Consider the following 19,202-nt stretch of genomic DNA (forward strand, 5'->3'; position numbering starts at 1 on the left):
CTATTCGCTCAAATCACCGCTTCGCTATCGGCACGTAATCGCGTTCGGTGGCGCCGGTGTAGAGCTGGCGCGGGCGGCCGATCTTTTGGTGCGGATCCTCGATCATTTCCTTCCACTGTGCGATCCAGCCGACGGTGCGCGCAACCGCGAACAGCACGGTGAACATGGTGGTGGGGAAGCCCAGCGCCTTCAGCGTGATGCCGGAATAGAAGTCGACGTTCGGGTAGAGCTTCTTTTCGATGAAGTACTCGTCGGTCAGTGCGATCTTTTCCAGTTCCATCGCGATGTCGAGCAGCGGATCGTCCTTGATGCCGAGCTCGCCCAGCACCTCATGCGCGGTCTTCTGCATGATTTTCGCACGAGGATCGTAATTCTTGTAGACGCGGTGGCCGAAGCCCATCAGGCGGAACGGATCGTTCTTGTCCTTGGCGCGGGCAATGAACTCCGGAATGTGATCGACATGGCCGATCTCGCCCAGCATGTTCAGCGCCGCTTCGTTGGCGCCGCCATGCGCCGGTCCCCACAGGCAGGCAATGCCGGCGGCGATGCAGGCGAAGGGATTGGCGCCCGACGAGCCGGCGAGGCGAACGGTCGAGGTCGAGGCGTTCTGCTCGTGATCGGCGTGCAGGATGAAGATGCGGTCCATGGCGCGCGCCAGGACCGGATTGATCTTGTACTCCTCGCACGGCACGGCAAAGCACATATGCAGGAAGTTGGCGGCGAAGCCGAGATCGTTCTTCGGGTAAATGAAGGGCTGGCCGATGTGGTATTTATAGGCCATCGCGGCGATCGTCGGCATCTTGGCGATCAGGCGCATCGAGGCGATCATGCGCTGATACGGGTCTGAGATGTCGGTCGAGTCGTGATAGAAGGCCGACAGCGCGCCGACCACGCCGCACATCACCGCCATCGGATGCGCGTCGCGGCGGAAGCCGGTGAAGAAGCGCGACATCTGCTCATGCACCATGGTGTGGCGCGTCACGCGATAGTCGAAGTCGTCCTTCTGCGCCTTGGTCGGCAGCTCGCCATAAAGCAGGAGATAGCAGACTTCGAGGAAGTCGCCATGCTCGGCCAGCTGATCGATCGGAAAGCCGCGGTGCAGGAGGATGCCGGCATCGCCGTCGATGAAGGTGATCGCCGACTCGCAGCTTGCCGTCGACGTGAAACCCGGATCGTAGGTGAAGGCGCCGGTGGTGCTGTAGAGCGCGCCGATGTCGATGACATCAGGCCCGACCGTCCCGCTTCGCACCTTGAACTCGTGCGTCTTGCCGTCCAAATCGAGCGTGGCAGTCGACGGGTGCGCCTTGCCGCCCGTGTCCAGCTTTTTCGCAGCTTCGCTCATTCTCAAACTCCTTTTGTATCCTCATGCCGGCAAGGCAAATCCTGCCAACGACACGTGAAGTCACCGGAATGCGCGAACTCGCCACCGCATTTTAGGAGGTGCGTGCCAGATTGGGCCAAGGCCTAATGTTGCACTGCGAAACGCACCTTTCAATGCCAATCTTCTTGGGCCAGTTCACACCTAATCGATTTGATCGCCAATCCGCGCCAGGCTTTCCTCGCGACCCAGCACGGCAAGCACGTCGAACACGCCGGGCGATGTGCTGCGGCCGGTCAGCGCCGCCCGAAGCGGCTGCGCCACGGCGCCGAGCTTGTGACCGCCGGCCTGCGCGAAGTCGCGGATCGCGGCCTCGGCCGAAGCCGCGCTCCAGCCGCCGGAAACCGTCGCCAGCGCCGCATGGGCGCCGCCCAGGATGGCGCGCGCATCGGCATTGAGCAAGCCGGCCGCCTTCTCGTCCAGCGGCAAGGGCCGTTCCACGAAAAGGAATGACGCGCCGTCGACCAGCTCGACCAGGGTTTTTGCCCGCTCCTTGAGGCCGGGCATGGCGGCAAGCAGCTGCGCCTTGCGCTTGTCATCGAGCTTTGCCGCCAACGCCGGGCCGCCTTCGAGATAAGGCAAGGTGGCGACGAAGATATCGAACAGCGCATGATCGTCCATCTTGCGCATGTGGACGCCATTCAGCGCGTCGAGCTTGGCGAAGTCGAAGCGCGCCGCGCCCTTATTGACGTCGCCGATATCGAACCAGGCGATCATGTCCTTGATCGACATCACCTCGTCGTCGCCATGGCTCCAGCCGAGCCGGGCCAGATAGTTGAGCAGCGCCTCGGGCAGGTAACCCATGGCGCGGTAAGCTTCGACGCCGAGCGCGCCATGCCGCTTCGACAGTTTGGCGCCATCTGCGCCGTGGATCAGCGGGATGTGCGACATCGACGGCACGTCCCAGCCCATAGCGTTGTAGATCACGGTCTGGCGCGCGGCATTGGTCAGATGGTCGTCGCCGCGGATGATGTGGGTGACGCCCATGTCGTGGTCGTCGACGACGACGGCATGCATATAGGTCGGGACACCGTCCGAACGCAGGATGATGAAATCGTCGAGATCCTTGTTGGGGAAGCGAACCTCGCCCTGCACGCGGTCGTCAACCACGGTCTCGCCCTCGGTCGGCGCCTTGATGCGGATGGCGCCTTTCACCCCGGCCGGCGCCTCGGACGGATCGCGATCGCGCCACGCGCCATTGTAGCGCGGCGGCAGGCTCTTGGCGCGTGCCGCCTCGCGCATCGCCTCGAGCTCGGCGGGCGTCTCATAGGCGTAATAGGCCTTGCCCAGGCGCACGAGCTCCTCGGCCACCTCGCGATGGCGCGGCGCGCGCTCGAACTGCGAGACGGCCTCGCCGTCCCAGGAAAGTCCGAGCCACGTGAGCCCGTCGAGGATCGCAGCCGTTGCCGCCTCCGTGGAGCGCTCACGATCGGTGTCCTCGATGCGCAGCAGCATCGTGCCGCCGGTATGCTTGGCATAGAGCCAGTTGAACAGCGCCGTGCGCGCGCCGCCGATATGCAGATAGCCTGTCGGCGAGGGGGCAAAGCGGGTGACGACCTTGTCGGACATGGAACTCTCGAAGCGGCGCTGAAAACAGGCATTTTTCGCGCGGACTTTCGCGCGATGCGGGTTCATGTAGCATAGGCGGTCTTGGGCGCAAGGGGCAGACCCGATGGCTGGACGTGGCCGGGGCGAGGGAGAGGGCGAGGGGACGGCAGTTGGCGTTAGCGAGCGCCTGCTGTTTGCCGACGTCAGCGCCGCCGAAGCGGCGCCGGTTTTACTCCCGGCGCCTCCACCTACCCCGACTGAAATCTTACCGCAAAACCGCGACGCGCCACGCAAGGTTTTGCCGGCATCGATCATCACGCTGCGCAAGCAGCTTCGCCGTTTTTCGCTTCCGGCATTGCGGCAAGGCGTCGGCACTGCCGCGACCACGGAACTCGATCGCGGCATCGGCTTCCTGCTGGTGCCGGTGTTCCTGGCCGCCGGCGTCATCTATTACTTCTCGCTCAGCACCGAGCCCGATCTCTACAGGCCGCTTGCGACGGTGGCCTTGATGGCCGTGTGCGCGGTCGGTTTCCGTTCCTGGCCGAGAACGCATCTCATCTTCATGGCCACGCTGTTCTGCGCCCTGGGCTTTCTGGCCGCCAAGGTCGAGACATGGCGCGCGGCAACGCCGATGCTCGGCTCCGAAATCCAGACCCGGCTGACCGGCCGCCTGGTCATCGCCGAGCCGACGGCCAATGGCCGCGTCAGGCTGACCATCGACGTCATGTCGACCGAGCATCCGACGCTGCGCTACGTGCCGGACCGCGTCAGGTTGTCTGCGCGTCGGATCCCGCCTGATATGCGAGCAGGATCGATCTTGACCGGCTACGCCAAGCTCTTGCCACCGACAGGGCCGGTGCGGCCGGACAGCTACGACTTTTCCTTCGACAGCTATTTTACCGGCATCGGCGGCAGCGGATTTTTCCTGGGCGATCCAAAATTGGTTTCAGCAACAGCCGAAGCGCCGTTTGGCGCCGGCATCGCCCTGGCCATCGAGAACGCGCGGGAAGGGATTGCCGACCACATCCGGAGCAATATCGGCGGCTCAGAAGGCGAGATCGCCGCCGCGTTGATTGTCGGCGTGCGCGCCGGCATTCCCGAAGAGATCAACGAGTCCATGCGGCGCACCGGCATCTATCACATCATCTCGATCTCGGGCCTGCACATGGCGCTGGTCGCCGGCACGATCATGGTGCTCTTGCGCGGCGCCTTCGCGCTGTTTCCGGATTTTTCGTCACGCCGGCCCGTCAAGAAATACGCCGCGGCAATAGCGCTGCTCTCGATCGCCGCATACCTCGTCATTTCCGGCATCGTGGTCGCGGCCGAGCGTAGCTTCATCATGCTGGCGGTGATGCTGGTTGCGGTGCTCTTCGACCGCGCGGCGCTGACCATGCGCAATCTGGCGATCTCGGCGATCGCCGTCATCCTGGTGTCGCCGCACGAGGTGGTCGGCCCGAGCTTCCAGATGTCGTTTGCCGCAACCGCGGCGCTCGTCGGCGTCTATGCCGGCTGGGCGGACTACCGCGCCGGCAAAATACGGGCGCCGCCGGCAAAGCTTTCATTCCTGGGTTTCTGGTCGAGAAAACTGGCTGTTGGTGTCGGCGGCGCGGCGATGACATCGCTGATCGCCGGCAGTGCGACGGTGTTGTTTGCCATCTGGCACTTCCAGCGCGTATCGCCGCTCAGCGTGGTTGCGAACCTCGCGGTCATGCCGATCGTCTCGCTGATCGTGATGCCGTTTGCGGTGCTCAGCGCATTGGCCATGCCCTTCGGTCTCGACGGTCCATTCCTCTATGTGATGGGCAAGGGCCTGACGGCGATGGTGGCGATTTCGGCGTGGCTTTCCGAGCGCTCGCCGGTCGACGCCGTCGGCTTGATCTCGATCCAGTCGGTGCTGTTGGCGACCATCGCGCTTGTCATCGCCACCATGGCGACCACCTGGCTCAGGTTCGCGGCCGTGCCTTTCGCGCTCGCCGCCTTGTTGGCGATTCCGCACGTCCGCACGCCTGACCTTCTCATTTCGGAGGACGCGCATCTGGTAGCGATGCCGATCGGTGGCGGCGAGCTTGCCATCAACCGTGAACGCTCCAACGAATTCACCACCGACAATTGGAAGCGAGCACTGCAGGCCGGGGCAATCGTGCCGCCGGAGATGTTCGCCAAAGGCGCGTTGGACGTCGCCGATCCAGTCGATTTGCCACCGGGCTCGCCCTTCTACTGCACTGGCGACCTGTGCATCGGCAGGCATCCGTCCGGCGCGATCGTGGCGCTCGCCGAGACACGCGACAGCGCCCGCCCAGCCTGCGGCTTCGCCGACCTTATCGTCATCAACGACGCCACCGCCTACAATCCTTGCTGGGATCCGCGCATTCTCGTCGTCACCAAGCGACAGCTCGCGCGTGACGGCAGCGCGGCCGTCTTCTTCGACACGCAGTCGGCAACGGCGCGGCCAGTCATTCGCTACGCCGTCGAGCAGCCGTACCGGCCCTGGCACGAGCAGCGGAAATACACCCGCGAGGCGAGGGGCTACCGCCGTACAAAAAGCCGGAGAGGACGGATGCGAAGCCCGCCCAACCGGCTCAGTAGCGCCTGATCAGTCCGACCAGCTTGCCCTGCACCTTGACGCGGTCAGGCCCGAAGATGCGCGTCTCATAGGCCGGGTTGGCGGCTTCGAGCGCGATCGAGGCGCCTTTGCGGCGGAAGCGCTTGAGCGTCGCTTCCTCGTCGTCGACCAGCGCCACCACGATCTCGCCCGGGCTCGCCGTATCGGCGTTGCGGATGATGACGGTGTCGCCATCGAAGATGCCGGCCTCGATCATCGAATCGCCCTTGACCTCGAGCGCGTAATGCTCGCCGCCCATGATCATGTCCGGCGGCACCGAGATCGAATGCGTCCGGTGCTGGATGGCGTCGATCGGTACACCGGCGGCGATACGGCCCATCACAGGGATCGACACGGCCGAGATCGCATCGTCGTCATTGCTGGGCGACGGCGCGCGCGACGATGCAGCAGGCTTGATCTGCCGGCCGAGATTGCCTTGACCCTGGCCACCCTGGATGACGCTTGGCGAAAACTTCCTCGCGGCATTGAGGCCGGGCGCGATCGAATCGGGCAGCCGCAGCACTTCAAGCGCGCGCGCCCGGTTGGGCAGCCGGCGAATGAAGCCGCGTTCTTCCAGCGCCGTGATCAGCCGATGGATGCCGGACTTCGATGCAAGGTCGAGCGCTTCCTTCATTTCGTCGAAGGACGGAGGAATGCCGCTCTCCTTCAGACGTTCGTGGATGAACATCAGGAGTTCATGTTGTTTGCGCGTCAGCATCGGCGACCCCCACGGGTTCTGAAACCAGAATCAGAAAAACAAACCCAGAACAAACACTATCTGTTCCAGTTGTGTTCCGCAACCGTTTAAAGTTTAGTGAATTTGTTAGGACAGTCGAAACCATGTTGCGCCCGCTTGGGCGCCGCCGCGACGGCCGGCTGAGCCTTAGGTCTTGATTCCGTTCCATTTTACAACCCCATCGTTCATAAGAGATAGGGCATCAGCATCGCGGATGCGCAGGGCGGGATGAGCTCTGCACCCCAGTTTACATGCGGCACCGTGAACGAAACGAACTCAAAATGCCAACTTTGGCAATGCTGCGGTCTATCGCTGGCATCGATGGACCAGCGGACAAGGACAAAAGGGTCTTGCCGGATCGTGGACGGCGGTGAGACAAACCGCGCATGGCTGGCCGGCGGCGTCATGCGCTGCGTCGGGTCCAAACGGGAGGCGATTGCACTATGACGGGAATTCCTGATCTGGCGTCTGTCGAGGCGATGGACGCCGCCGATCCGTTGCGCGCCATGCGCGATCGCTTCGTGCTGCCGGAGGGGGTCATTTATCTCGACGGCAATTCGCTGGGCGCTGCTTCACCCGATGTCTTCACCGAGATCGAGAACGCCGCCAGGCGTGAATGGGCGCAGGATCTGATCCGCGCCTGGAACACCGCCGGCTGGTTCGACATGCCGGTCGAATTGGGCGACCAGCTCGGGCGCTTGATCGGCGCGGCACCTGGCCAGACCGTCGTCTGCGATACGACTTCGATCAACATCTACAAGGTTTTGCATGCAGCGCTGGCGATGCGGCCTGAACGGTCGGTCATTGTTGCCGAGGGCGACAGCTTTCCAACCGACCTCTACATGGCGGAAGGCGCGGCCTCGACACGCCCCGGCACGGTGCTGCGGCTGGAAGGCGTCGACGCCCCGACGATCGAGGAACTGATCGACAGCCAAGTTGCGGTCATCCTGGTCAACCACGTCAACTACAAGTCCGGACGGTTGCGCGACATGGCGGCCCTGACGCGCAAGGCCCACCAGGCTGGTGCGTTGATCGTCTGGGATCTCTGTCACACCGCCGGTGCGCTGCCGGTGGACCTCGATGGCTCGAATGCCGATTTCGCCATCGGCTGCACGTACAAATACCTCAATGGCGGGCCGGGCGCGCCGGCCTTCATCTATGCCGCGAACCGTCACCATCGCGAGGTCCATCAACCGCTCAACGGCTGGTGGGGTCATGCAAGGCCTTTCGCGTTCGAGCAGGGCTATGCCGCCGGTACGGGCATCCGCCGGTTCCTGTGCGGAACGCAGCCGGTGCTGTCGATGCGGGCGCTGAAAGGCGCGCTCAATCTCTGGGACGAGGTCGACATGAACGCCGTGCGCGATAAGAGCGTCGCATTGACGGATCTGTTCATCCGGTTGGTCGAAGCCAAATGCGGCGCCTACGGCCTCGAGCTGGAAAGCCCGCGCGACGGCGCCCAACGCGGCAGCCAGGTTTCGTTCGCCCATCCGCATGGCTACCAGGTCATGCGCGCCTTGATCGAACGTGGCGTGATCGGCGATTTCCGCGCGCCGTCCACCATTCGCTTCGGCTTCACGCCGCTCTATGTCGGCTATCGCGATGTCTGGGACGCGGTCGAGGTGCTGGAAGACATCCTGGGCACCGGCGCCTGGCAGGACGCGCGCTTTGCGGTGAAAACCGCCGTCACCTGAAGCGGTCCGCTCAACGAGCCTTCTCGGAGCGCAGGCGAAAACGCTGGATCTTGCCGGTCTGGGTCTTGGGCAAGGCCGCGATGAACTTGACGGAGCGCGGGTATTTGTATGGCGCGATCGTTGCCTTGACATGATCCTGCAGGCGTTTGACGGTCGCGGCGTCCGGCGCCACGCCGGTTGCCAGCACGACATGCGCCTCGACAATCTGGCCGCGTTCGGCGTCCTCGGCGCCGATGACGGCGCATTCCGTGACGTCGGGGTGCGACAGAAGTGCTGCTTCGACCTCGGGTCCGGCAATGTTGTAGCCGGCGCTGACGATCATGTCGTCGGAGCGGGCGGCGAAGTGGAAGAAGCCGTCCTCGTCGTGGACGAAGGTGTCGCCGGTCAGGTTCCAGCCGTCGCGGACATAGTCTGCCTGGCGGCTATCGGCCATATAGCGGCAGCCTGTCGGGCCACGCACCGCGAGCCTGCCAATCGTGCCGCGCGGCAATTCGCGCATCGCGTCGTCTACGATGCGCGCCTCATAGCCGCCCACCGGCTTGCCGGTCGAAGCCGGCTTCCTATCGTCGAAGCGGTTGGAGATGAAAATGTGCAACATCTCGGTCGCCCCGATGCCGTCGAGGATCGGCTTGCCGGTCTTGCGCGTCCATTCTTCGAAGACAGGAGCGGGCAGCGTCTCGCCAGCCGAAACCGCGACGCGCAGCGACGACAAATCGGCTCCTTCGTCCATGGCTTTCAACATGGCGCGGTAGGCGGTCGGTGCGGTGAAGGAGATGGTTGCCCTGTAGGTCTCGATGATGTGGATCATGTTGGGCGGCGTCGCCTGCTCCAGCAGCGTCGCCGCCGCGCCGAAGCGCAGCGGGAAAATGGCGAGCCCGCCGAGGCCAAAGGTGAAGGCCAGCGGCGGCGAACCGACAAATATGTCGTCGGGCGTCACCTGGAGAACCTCGCGGGCATAGGCGTCGGCGATGATCAACAGGTCGCGATGAAAATGCATGGTCGCCTTGGGCACGCCCGTTGTCCCCGAGGTGAAGCCGAGAAGCGCTACGTCGTCGCGTCCGGTGTCGACGGCCGTGAAGGTGACGGACTTGTCGAGGGCGGCGCGGTCGAGTTCCGCATCGTGGTTGGCGGTGCCGTCGAAGCCGATGACCTGTTTGAGGAAGGCGCTGTCCTTGGCGCAGGCGGTCATATCGTCCATCAGCCGCGTATCGCAAAGCGCGATGCCGATTTCCGCCTTGTCGACGATCTTGGCAAGTTCGCCGGCGCGCAGCATCGGCATGGTGTTGACGACCACGGCACCAACCTTGGTGGCGGCCAGCCAGCAGGCGACCATGGCGGGGTTGTTCGCTGAACGGATCAGCACCCGGTTGCCGGGCTTGACGCCATAATTTTCGACCAGCGCATGGGCCAGCCTGTTCGTCCAGTCGGACAGTTCCTTGTAGGTGCGGCGGCGGCCGTTGCCGATCAACGCGGTACGATCGCCGAAGCCCAGTTGGACCAGCCGGTCGGTCAGTTCGACGCCGGCATTGAGGCGTTCGGGATAGTCGAAGCCGTCGAGAAGGAAGTCCGGCCATTGGTGCGGCGGCGGCAGGTGATCGCGCGTGAAAGTATCGGTGTGCGCCGAAGGTCCGAGCATGCTGCCGCTATCCTTCCTGCTTGCAAGGCGGTCGATGTTGCGGTCCGCGTCTGTCCAGCAACGCCACCCATGCGGCGAGGGAATGCAGGCTCCGGCCCGTGCAGCAGACCTCCCATTGTCGGCTGTTCGTCACGCAGGATTGCACCAGCAGAAATTTGTTTCAAGCCTAAAATGTTTTGCTCCGAAGCATTGACGTTGTGGTCGCTGCTCGCCATTGCTGAGGGAAAGCTGCGTGTCTTGGGAGGGGCCGGTGGTCGAGCATCGCATCGCGGATTGGGACGATGCCTACACCAATGGGGCGAACATCGCAGGCGGCGACCGCTGGCCGGCGGCCTGGGATGGCCCGGCACAGGCGTTTCGCGAGAAGCTCCTTGGGGAGGGCAGGGCACGGCTCGACATCGTCTACGGCCAGGCGCCGCGCAATCGGCTTGATCTCTTTCTCCCCAGCGCCACGCCAAAGGGCCTCGTGGTGTTCATCCATGGCGGCTACTGGATGGAGTCGGGCAAGGACTCCTGGTCGCATCTCGCCAACGGGGCCGTCAGCCGCGATTTTGCCGTCGCCATGCCCTCCTACACCCAATGTCCCGAGATCAGGATCAGCGGCATCGTCGATGAAATGGCGGTCGCGGTTCGCACTGCGGCGGCGATGGTCGAGGGTCCGCTGATGCTGACCGGACATTCAGCCGGCGGCCATCTCGCCTGCCGCATGATCACCACGACCACGCCGCTGTCGCCCGATGTGACGCGGCGCATACGCAACGTCGTTTCGATTTCAGGCCTGCACGATCTTCGCCCGCTCATGCGCACGCAGATGAATGCGACACTGGCGATCGACGAGCAGGAAGCGCTGAGAGAAAGCCCGGCGCTGCTGCGGCCTCTGCCAGGAGCGCGCGTTGCGTGCTGGGTCGGCGGCGGCGAGCGTTCCGAGTTCCTGCGCCAAAGCGCTTTGCTCGCCAACATCTGGACCGGACTTGGCGCCGCCACGAGCTTGGTGGTCGAGCCCGACCGGCATCATTTCAATATCGTGGATGGTCTCGTGGACCTCGACCATCCAATGACGCGAACATTGGTCGACGAGTAAGGGGCTCAGCGCAGCATCAGCACGTTGCATGCGGCGCCGGCTTGCGCGGCGGGCGCGAAGGGTTCGCGCACGATCAGGCCGTTGGCGTCGGCCAACATCCGCAGCATCGAGGAATCCTGGATGCCGAAGGGCGTCGCCACCAGTTGGCCGGCATCCTCGCGCACCACCGCGCGCACATAATCCTGCCGGAGATCATTCGCCTGCATAGCGCTGCCCAGCTTCGCGGTGCGCAAGTCTTGGCTGTTGTCGCGGCCGCCGAGCCGCGCCAGAAGCGGCTTCAGGAAAAGCTGCGAGCAGACGATGCTCGCCACCGGATTGCCGGGCAGGCCGATGCAACGGACATTGCCAAGCCGGCCAAACATCAATGGTTTGCCGGGGCGCATGGCGATCTTCCAGAAATCGAGCTGCATGCCTTCGCCGGTCAGCACGTCATGGATCAGGTCATGGTCGCCGACCGAGGCGCCGCCCAGCGTGACGATGACGTCGGCGCCGGCCTCGACGGCTTTTTTCACCAGCGCGGCAATCGCCTCCGGACGGTCAGCGGCAATGCCGAGATCGAGCGCCTGAGCGCCGACCGAGCGCGCGGTGGCGACGACACCATAGGCATTGGACGAGATGATCTGGTCAGGACCAAGTTCGCTGCCCGGCGGCAGCAATTCGTCGCCGGTGGCGATGATCGCGACCAGCGGCCGGCGCACGACGGTGAGGTTCGGATGATTGGCCGATGCAGAGAGCGACAGGGCGGCCGGATCGAGCACACGGCCTTTTGCGAGCAGGACATCGCCTTGAGCGAAGTCGAGGCCGCGGCGACGGATATTGCGTCCTTCGGCGGTCGGCTCGGCCACTTCGATCTGGCCATCGCCGAGGTCGCGGACATTCTCCTGGATGACGATGGTGTCGGCGCCATCCGGCAGCGGCGCTCCGGTGAAGATGCGCACGGCCTGGCCCTTGCCGACAGCACCGGTAAAGCCGCGTCCGGCAGGTGCCATGCCGACCACGGACAGACGCGCCGGCACGGAGGCGACATCGGCCGAGCGCGTGGCATAGCCATCCATGGCCGAGGCATTGAAGGGCGGCTGGGTGCGCAGCGCCACCACCGGTTCCGCCAGAACCCGTCCTGCGGCATCGGCCAGCGCAACGCTTTCGCCCGGCAATGGCGCTGCGCCGTCGAGCAGGCGCTGAAGAGCCTCGTCTACCGGAACCAACGCCATTCAGCTCTTCGCCTTGTAGTCGCCGGACTTGCCGCCGGTCTTCTCGACCAGCCGGATGCCGGAAATCACCATGGCGCGATCCACGGCCTTGGCCATGTCGTAGATGGTGAGGCAGGCGACCGAAGCGGCCGTCAATGCTTCCATCTCCACACCTGTCTTGCCGGTGACGCGGGCAAGCGCGGTGATCTTGAGACCGGGAAGCGCATGGTCTGGCTCGATCTCGACGGCAACTTTGGTCAAAAGCAGCGGATGGCAGAGTGGGATCAGCTCATGCGCCCGCTTGGCGGCCATGATGCCGGCAATGCGGGCGGTGCCGAGCACGTCGCCCTTCTTGGCGTCGCCGGCCAGGATCATGTCCAGCGTTTCCGGCTGCATCGAGACAAAGCCTTCGGCGATCGCCGTGCGGGTCGTCTCGGCCTTGTCGCCGACATCGACCATATTGGCCTCGCCCTTGGCGCCGAGATGGGTGAGGGCGGCCATCGTCAAACGGCCTCGGCCGCTGCCTTGCCTGTGAGCAGCACTTTCGTTGCGGCGGCCACGTCGTCCTGCCGCATCAGGCTCTCGCCGACGAGAAAAGTGCCGATGCCGGTCTTCTGCATCCGGATGCAATCGTCATGGGTGAAGATACCGCTCTCGCTGACCAGCAAGCGGCCGCTCGGCACCATCGACGCCAGCCGCTCGGAGGTGTTGAGATTGGTCTCGAATGTTCTGAGATTGCGGTTGTTGATGCCGATCAACCGCGACGACAGTTTTATCGCGCGCTCGGTCTCCGCCTCGTCATGCACCTCGATCAACGCATCCATGCCAAGTTCGAACGCCACGGCTTCGAGCTCGCTCGCTAGGGCATCGTTGACGCTGGCCATGATGATCAGGATAGCATCCGCGCCCCAGGCGCGCGCTTCGTAGACCTGGTAGGGGTCGAACAGGAAATCCTTGCGCAGCGCAGGCAAAGACACGGCTTTGCGGGCGCTGGTGAGGAATTCCGCAGCACCCTGGAAAGACGGCGCGTCGGTCAGCACCGAAAGGCAGGCCGCACCACCTTGCTGATAGGCTTTCGCAAGCGCCGGCGGGTCGAAATCAGCCCGGATCAACCCCTTGGACGGGCTCGCCTTCTTGATCTCGGCGATCAGCGCGAAGCTGCCCGATCCGCGCTTTGCCTCAAGCGCGGCAAGGAAACCACGCGGCGCGTCGGCGTCTTTCGCCCGCGCCTTGATTTCGGCGAGCGACAGTTTGCTCTTCGCTGCCGCGATCTCTTCGCGCTTGTAGGCTTCGATCTTGCGCAGGATATCCGACAAGGTTTTATCCGTTCGAAATCTCGACCAGCTTCTCAAGGACGATAACCGCGCGACCGCTGTCGATGGCCTGCGTGGCAGCGGCGATACCGTCGGCAAGGGTGGTCGCCTTGCCGGCCACGACCAGCCCAGCGCCGGCGTTCATCAGCACCGTGTCGCGGTAGGCCCCGGCAACGCCGCTCAACATATCGCGCAACGCCTTGGCGTTGTAGGCCGCTTCGCCGCCGCGTAGATCTTTCTTCGTATGGCGCTTCAGCCCAAATGCTTCCGGGGTGAGGGTGAAGCTGCGGATCTCGCCTCCGGCAAGCTCCGCCACCTGCGTTTCGCCCGTAGTGGTGATCTCGTCATAGCCGTCGCCATGGACGACCCAGGCGTGGGCGGTGCCGAGCGCCTTCAGCGTCTCGGCGACCGGCATGATCCATTCGGGCAGGAACACGCCGACCATTTGGCGGCTGACGCTGGCCGGGTTCGACAGCGGTCCAAGCAGGTTGAAGATGGTGCGCGTGCCAAGCTCGCCCCTGACCGGACCGACATGCTTCATCGCCGGATGATGGGCCGGCGCGAACATGAAGCCGACGCCAGCCTCTTGGATGCAACGGCCGATCGTTTCCGGTGAAATGTCGACCTTGACGCCGAGTGCCGTCAGCACGTCAGCCGCGCCGGTCAGCGAGGACAGGCCGCGATTGCCGTGCTTGGCGACCGGCACGCCGGCGGCGGCAATCACAAAGGCGGATCCGGTCGAGATGTTGACGGAATGCGAGTTGTCGCCGCCGGTGCCGACGATATCGATGGCGCCGGGGGGCGCCTCGACACGCAGCATCTTGGCCCGCATCGTCGCGACAGCGCCGGAAATCTCGCTCACCGTCTCGCCGCGCACGCGCAGCGCCATCAGGAACCCGCCGATCTGGCCGGGCGTCGCATCGCCCGACATGATAACGTCGAAAGCCTCGCGCGCTTCCTCGAAGGAAAGTGCTGAGCCGGTCGCGACCTTGGCGATGTGTGTCTTCAGCGCGCTCATCGTGTCTGGGCTTGCGAAACGGCGTTTGGATCGACACGAACGTTGTATTGCGACTGAAGCTGCGCCACCAACTGGTCGAGCAGATCGTCCGACATGCCGGTACCGAAGGATTTCTGCGCGTCCTCCGGAACTGAGCTGCCATCGGCGCCCGCCGGCTCGAAGACCTCAGCGACCTTGAACAGGATCTGGCCGTCGCCGGTTGGCGAGGGGACCAGGCCCGTGCCGCCTTCGCCGACGCCGAACATCGTCGCGGCGCCTTCCTTGCCGAAATCGGCATCGTCGGCTTCGCGCTTCAGGCCGCGCTTGGTCTGCTTGTCGAGCTTGAGCTCGCCGGCGATAACGTCGAGCGTGGCGCCGGCCTTGAGGCGTTTTTCCAGTTCCTGCGCCTTCGCGTCGAGCCGCTTGTCGGTCTCGGCGGCCGTCCAGTCGGCGACGACTTTCTGACGAACTTCGGCTAGCGTGCGGTCGCGCGCCGGCGTAACCGACTGTACTTCGTAGAAGACGAAGCCGTTGTTGGCCGTGGTCAGGCCTTCGTTCTCGGTGTTCGGCTCGGCCGCGAAGACCGATTTGATGAGGTCGGCCGATTCCGGCAGGTCGTTGACGATCGTGCCGTCCGGCCGCAGGCCGGTGCGGTCGATGGCGTCCATGGTGACCACCTTGAGCTTCAGCTTGTCGGCCGCCTGGGCAAGCGATGCGCCCGAGGCTCGGGTGTCTTCGTAGCTGTCGTGGACGTCGAGCAGGATGCGGCTTGCTTCGCCCAAGGCGAGGTCCTTGCGGATCTGGGCTGAGACTTCGGCAAGCGGCTTCACCACCTGTGGCTTGATCTCGGTAACGCGCAACAGCACAGGACCGAAGGCGCCCTGGACGACCGGGCTGACCTCGTTGACGTTGAGCGAGAAGGCGGCGTCGGCCACCGCCTTGTCGGCGACCTTGTCCTTGGACAGCGTGCCAAGCAGCGTGTCGGCCTGCGTCTTGCCTTCGGCGGTGATGAGCTTGTCGAAAGTGGCGCCGGCCTTCAGCGAATCATAGGCGGCCTTGGCCGCGTCCGGGGTCTTGAACACCAATTGCTCGATGGTGCGCATCTCAGGCGTCGTGTAGCGCGCGATGTTCTTCTTGTAGTCGTCGCTAACCTGGCTGTCGGTCACCGCGGACGGATCCATGATGTCCTGCGGCTCCAGCCGGGCATAGGAAAACTTGCGGTATTCCGGCGCGGCATAGGCCTTCTTGTTGGCGTCGAAATAAGCGTTCAAGGCGCTGTCGGATGGGGCCTCGATCGGCTGCACCAGCGTCTTCGGCAGCACGAGATAGTCGATTGTGCGGTCCTCGCCGCGGTAAAGCGAAACCGCCTTCAGGAAGGTTTGCGGCACCTTCATACCATCCGAGATCGCCTCGACGATCTGCTGGCGCACCGCCACTTGCGAACGGTTCTTGAGATAATCCTCAGGCCGCATGTTGAGCTGACGCAGAAGATACTCGAAGGTCCTGCGGTCGAACTGGCCGCCGGGGCCCTTGAAGGCGGGATCCTCGCGGGTCAGCTCGGCCAGCCGATCCTTGGAAAGGCCGAGGCCAAGCTTGCGCGCCTGCTCGTCGAGCACAGCGCCTGACACAAGCTGCGACAGCACTTGGTTGTCGACGCCGAGCAGCTTGGCCTGCTCCTGGGTGACGCGCTGGCCATATTGCTGCGACAGCATGCTGAGCTGGCGATCATAGGCGAGGCGGTATTCGTTGATCGAAACCTCCGTGCCGCCGGCCGTGATCACCGCGTGATGACTGCCCAGCACGCCGCCCACCATGCGCGTGGTGGCGCCCCAGGCGAGGAAACTCACCACCAGCAAGGACAATAACGCCTTCGCGACCCAGGTACCTGCCGCGCTTCTCAATATACCAAGCATGCATACTTCCGATTTTTGCGCATTTTCGCATGCGCCGAGTCTGAAACAAGCGCAATAGCGCCCTTCCAGCCCACTGTCGATTGCTTTGTGACCTGATTTTGGTAGTGAGGGCGCTGCTTAATGTCGCTTGGAGAATACGCCCCATGACCCCCGGAATCCGCCCGCTCGTTGCCGGCAACTGGAAAATGAACGGCACCAGCGCCTCGCTGAATGAGCTGAGGTCCATCGGCAACGGTTTCATGAGCGGGCTGGATGCGGAAACCGAAGCGGTGGTGTGCGTGCCCGCGACCCTGCTTCAGCGCGCCGCCGAGATCCTGTCGCGCACGCCGGTGCGGGCCGGCGGCGAGGATTGCCATCCCAAAGAGAGCGGCGCTTTCACCGGCGAGATTTCCGCCGAGATGCTGAAAGATGCCGGCGCGAGTCATGTCATCGTCGGCCACTCCGAACGGCGCGAGCAATTCGGCGAGCACGATGCGATCGTCAACGCCAAGGCCACGGCGGCCTGGCGGGCAGGGCTGGTGGCGATCGTGTGCATCGGCGAGACGCGGGCCGAACGCGAGGCCGGCACGACGCTTGACGTCCTGTCGCGCCAGGTCGACGGCTCAGTCCCGGCAACGGCCACCGCGGCGAACACCATCATTGCCTATGAGCCGGTCTGGGCCATCGGCACCGGTCTGACGCCGACCGCCGCCGACGTCGCGCAGGCGCATGCCCATATCCGCGGCAAGCTGACAGGCTTGCTCGGCGATGCCGCGGCCAAGATGCGCATTCTCTACGGCGGGTCGGTCAAGCCATCAAACGCGGTCGAGCTGCTCGGTGTCGCGAATGTCGACGGCGCGCTGGTCGGCGGCGCCAGCCTGAAGGCGGCGGACTTCCTCGCCGTTGCGGAAGCCTATATGCACATGGCGTAACCGCGGCGGCTCGCTTCGGCGGCCTGGGGACGGGCGGAAATCTTTGCAATGGCAGCGTTGCTCCCCATATTCCCGGCCACGGGCTTGGAAATGCCGCCAAAGCATTGTAAGGAGCCGCCTCCAAATCACCGGTCATTTGCGCGGTCGCGCAAGGCCTCGCCAGGATAAATTATGGAAACCGTACTGATCGTCATCCACCTTATGGTCGTGCTCGCCCTTGTCGGCGTGGTGCTGCTGCAGCGCTCCGAAGGCGGCGGTCTCGGCATTGGCGGCGGCTCCGGTTTCATGACCGCGCGGGGTGCGGCGAACGCCCTGACCCGCGCCACCGCCATCCTGGCGGCCGCCTTCTTCGTGACATCGCTCGCGCTGTCGATCCTGGCCCGCTACGGCGAAAAACCGATCGACATTCTTGACCGCCCTGCGACGTCGACCTCGGGTAATGGCGTGCTCAACCAGCTGCCGGGCTCCAATGGACCGGTGGGCACGAAGCCCGCGGCTCCAGCCGGCACGACGGCTCCCGCTGCTCCGTCAAGTGGTGCGGCGACCACCACGCCGCTTGCCAATGGCGGCAACACCCCGGCTCCGGCGCCTGCTCCGGCAAATACGACCACCCCGGCTCCCGCCACGGCGAATCCGGCCACGCCGCCGGCAACGAACGGTACCTCGGCGCCAGCCGCTCCGCAGGTTCCGAACCAATAGCCACGCAAGCTTCCAGGCCGCGATCTGTGGTTCTTTGAACACAGTCGCGGCAAATGCGTGCCCGATCACGAAGATTCAACCGGGCGTAGCGCCTGGGTAAGCTTGAGGGCGAAGCGGCTAATCGATTATAGATTGCGCGCGGCACTTTTCGGCGTCCTTGGGGGACGCCGGGCGACGCCGTGGGCAACTTGCAGTCAGGAATCGGATCTTCGCCATGCAGCTTCGCAGCTTCATCATTCTGGGATTCTGTGCCGTCCTCGGCATGGGCTCCGCGGCCATTGCCGGACCGGCAAACATGGTTTCTTCCCCGTCGCTCGAGAAGACCGACGCAATTCCTGTCGCCGCCAAGAGCGACGCTTCGCAGCTGAAGCTCCTCAAGAGAAAGAAAAACCCGACTTCGGACGATCTTGCGCAGATCAGCAAGATCGAGGCCAAGATCGCGGCCGCCATGGAGAACGCCAAGACCAAAGCGCTCGAAGCCCGCAAAATGGCGATGCGCGATGCCGCCAAGGCCAAGGCCGACGCGGCGCGCCAGGAATGGCTTGCCAAGAAGGGCACGACCGCTCCGGCTGAAGTCGCCGATGCCAAGCCGGTAAAGAAGACGACCAAGATCGCGTCGCTCGACCCCGTGGCGCCGCCTGTCCAGACTGAGGAGCCGATCCCGGCGGAGGCTATGAACGTCACCGCCAGCGGCAACAATGGCGAGTTGCGCAGCGAAAACCCAACGCAGAAGCAGGCAAGCAGCGGCGGGCTGTTCGACGGTCTGTTCGGCGGCAAGGCCAACGCGACTTCGATTGACTATCTGCCTGAGACGCGCGCGCTCGATTCGGTTCTTGCCAGGAAGGACGCCAAGCGGCCGTTCAAGGTGAAGCCTGAATTCGTTCCGCAAGACGTCACCTTCACCGGCTACGAGCCGGGCACCATCGTCATCGACACCAGCGCTCGTCGTCTCTACCTTGTCGAGACCTATTCAACGGCGCGCCGCTATGCCATCGCGGTCGGCCGCGAAGGCCTGCAGTTCAAGGGCACGGTTGCCGTTGGCGACAAGCAGGAATGGCCGCGCTGGATCCCGACGCTCGACATGCAGAAGCGCGAACCGAAGCACTATGGCCAGTACAAGGACGGCATGCCCGGCGGTGGCCAGAACCCGCTCGGCGCGCGCGCCATCTATCTCTATGACGGCAAGAAGGACACGCATCTGCGTATCCACGGCACCATCGCGCCGCAGTCGATCGGCACCAGTGCTTCCAATGGCTGCTTCCGTATGATGAACGAGCACGTCATGGACCTCTACAGCCGCGTCAGGGTCGGCACCAAGGTCGTTATCATCTGACAAGCTCGATCAAACTGCCGAAAGGGCCGGCATCGCCGGCCCTTTTGTTTTGAGTATTCGTTTTGACGCGTGTCGTCGTCCCAAAACCGCTTTGCACTTTGGGCGACATGCTTCGCACTGGCTCTTCAAGAGCACCGGCGCCATTTTGGGAAAAAGCCTTCGCGGCGGTTTTTT

The 19,202-nt window shown here is 64.1% G+C and carries 14 protein-coding genes and 1 pseudogene; 6 read left to right on the forward strand and 9 right to left on the reverse strand.

The window, feature by feature from the left end:
* Positions 1–13 precede the first annotated feature (13 nt).
* Positions 14–1,342, reverse strand: a complete 1,329-nt coding sequence (gene gltA / locus ACVDG8_RS36585) for a citrate synthase (RefSeq protein WP_447252826.1) — start codon at positions 1,340–1,342, stop codon at positions 14–16.
* A gap of 180 nt (positions 1,343–1,522) precedes the next feature.
* On the reverse strand, positions 1,523–2,947 hold the full coding sequence (gene gltX, locus ACVDG8_RS36590) for a glutamate--tRNA ligase (RefSeq protein ID WP_447252827.1): 1,425 nt from the start codon (positions 2,945–2,947) through the stop codon (positions 1,523–1,525).
* Between the two features lie 103 nt (positions 2,948–3,050).
* Between gltX and ACVDG8_RS36595 the strand changes: the two are divergent.
* Positions 3,051–5,512 (forward strand): annotated as a pseudogene (locus tag ACVDG8_RS36595) (ComEC/Rec2 family competence protein).
* Here the strand turns inward: ACVDG8_RS36595 and lexA are convergent.
* The gene (gene lexA, locus ACVDG8_RS36600) at positions 5,506–6,246 is read right to left on the reverse strand and encodes a transcriptional repressor LexA (RefSeq protein WP_447252829.1); all 741 of its coding nucleotides are present in this window, start codon (positions 6,244–6,246) and stop codon (positions 5,506–5,508) included. The pseudogene ACVDG8_RS36595 and the gene lexA sit on opposite strands and share 7 nt — an antisense overlap.
* Before the next feature lie 461 nt (positions 6,247–6,707).
* On the opposite strand from lexA, the gene kynU reads away from it, so the two are divergent.
* The gene (gene kynU / locus ACVDG8_RS36605; RefSeq protein WP_447252830.1) at positions 6,708–7,955 is read left to right on the forward strand and encodes a kynureninase; all 1,248 of its coding nucleotides are present in this window, start codon (positions 6,708–6,710) and stop codon (positions 7,953–7,955) included.
* A 10-nt stretch (positions 7,956–7,965) separates the two neighbouring features.
* Here the strand turns inward: kynU and ACVDG8_RS36610 are convergent, their stop codons facing one another.
* The gene (locus ACVDG8_RS36610; RefSeq protein ID WP_447252831.1) at positions 7,966–9,591 is read right to left on the reverse strand and encodes an AMP-binding protein; all 1,626 of its coding nucleotides are present in this window, start codon (positions 9,589–9,591) and stop codon (positions 7,966–7,968) included.
* A gap of 250 nt (positions 9,592–9,841) precedes the next feature.
* Between ACVDG8_RS36610 and ACVDG8_RS36615 the strand changes: the two genes are divergently transcribed.
* Positions 9,842–10,672 carry an alpha/beta hydrolase gene (locus ACVDG8_RS36615; RefSeq protein WP_447257188.1) on the forward strand — a complete coding sequence of 277 codons (831 nt, stop codon included), beginning with the start codon at positions 9,842–9,844 and terminating at the stop codon, positions 10,670–10,672.
* 5 nt (positions 10,673–10,677) lie between these two features.
* Here the strand turns inward: ACVDG8_RS36615 and ACVDG8_RS36620 are convergent, their stop codons facing one another.
* From ACVDG8_RS36620 to ACVDG8_RS36640, 5 genes are read right to left on the reverse strand one after another with little or no spacing between them, the layout of a single operon-like run.
* The gene (locus tag ACVDG8_RS36620; protein WP_447252832.1) at positions 10,678–11,883 is read right to left on the reverse strand and encodes a molybdopterin molybdotransferase MoeA; all 1,206 of its coding nucleotides are present in this window, start codon (positions 11,881–11,883) and stop codon (positions 10,678–10,680) included.
* Positions 11,884–12,363 (reverse strand): cyclic pyranopterin monophosphate synthase MoaC, encoded by a 480-nt coding sequence (moaC, locus tag ACVDG8_RS36625; protein WP_447252833.1) that lies wholly within the window; start codon positions 12,361–12,363, stop codon positions 11,884–11,886.
* 2 nt (positions 12,364–12,365) lie between these two features.
* Positions 12,366–13,178, reverse strand: a complete 813-nt coding sequence (trpC, locus tag ACVDG8_RS36630; protein WP_447252834.1) for an indole-3-glycerol phosphate synthase TrpC — start codon at positions 13,176–13,178, stop codon at positions 12,366–12,368.
* 4 nt (positions 13,179–13,182) lie between these two features.
* A complete protein-coding gene (trpD, locus tag ACVDG8_RS36635) occupies positions 13,183–14,193 on the reverse strand; it encodes an anthranilate phosphoribosyltransferase (protein WP_447252835.1) in 1,011 nt (336 codons plus the stop codon).
* Positions 14,190–16,085 carry a peptidyl-prolyl cis-trans isomerase gene (locus tag ACVDG8_RS36640; protein WP_447252836.1) on the reverse strand — a complete coding sequence of 632 codons (1,896 nt, stop codon included), beginning with the start codon at positions 16,083–16,085 and terminating at the stop codon, positions 14,190–14,192. Before ACVDG8_RS36640 ends, trpD begins: the two co-directional genes overlap by 4 nt.
* Before the next feature lie 143 nt (positions 16,086–16,228).
* Here ACVDG8_RS36640 and tpiA point away from each other — a divergent pair, with 143 nt between their 5' ends.
* The 3 genes from tpiA (at position 16,229) to ACVDG8_RS36655 (ending at position 19,028) form a co-directional block, all read left to right on the forward strand.
* Positions 16,229–16,996, forward strand: a complete 768-nt coding sequence (gene tpiA, locus ACVDG8_RS36645; protein ID WP_447252837.1) for a triose-phosphate isomerase — start codon at positions 16,229–16,231, stop codon at positions 16,994–16,996.
* Between the two features lie 171 nt (positions 16,997–17,167).
* Positions 17,168–17,695: a preprotein translocase subunit SecG gene (gene secG, locus ACVDG8_RS36650; protein WP_447252838.1), complete on the forward strand. Its 528-nt coding sequence runs from the start codon at positions 17,168–17,170 to the stop codon at positions 17,693–17,695.
* Between the two features lie 214 nt (positions 17,696–17,909).
* Positions 17,910–19,028, forward strand: a complete 1,119-nt coding sequence (locus tag ACVDG8_RS36655) for a L,D-transpeptidase (RefSeq protein ID WP_447252839.1) — start codon at positions 17,910–17,912, stop codon at positions 19,026–19,028.
* Positions 19,029–19,202 lie beyond the last annotated feature (174 nt).

It is taken from the genome of Mesorhizobium sp. ORM8.1 (assembly GCF_053005525.2).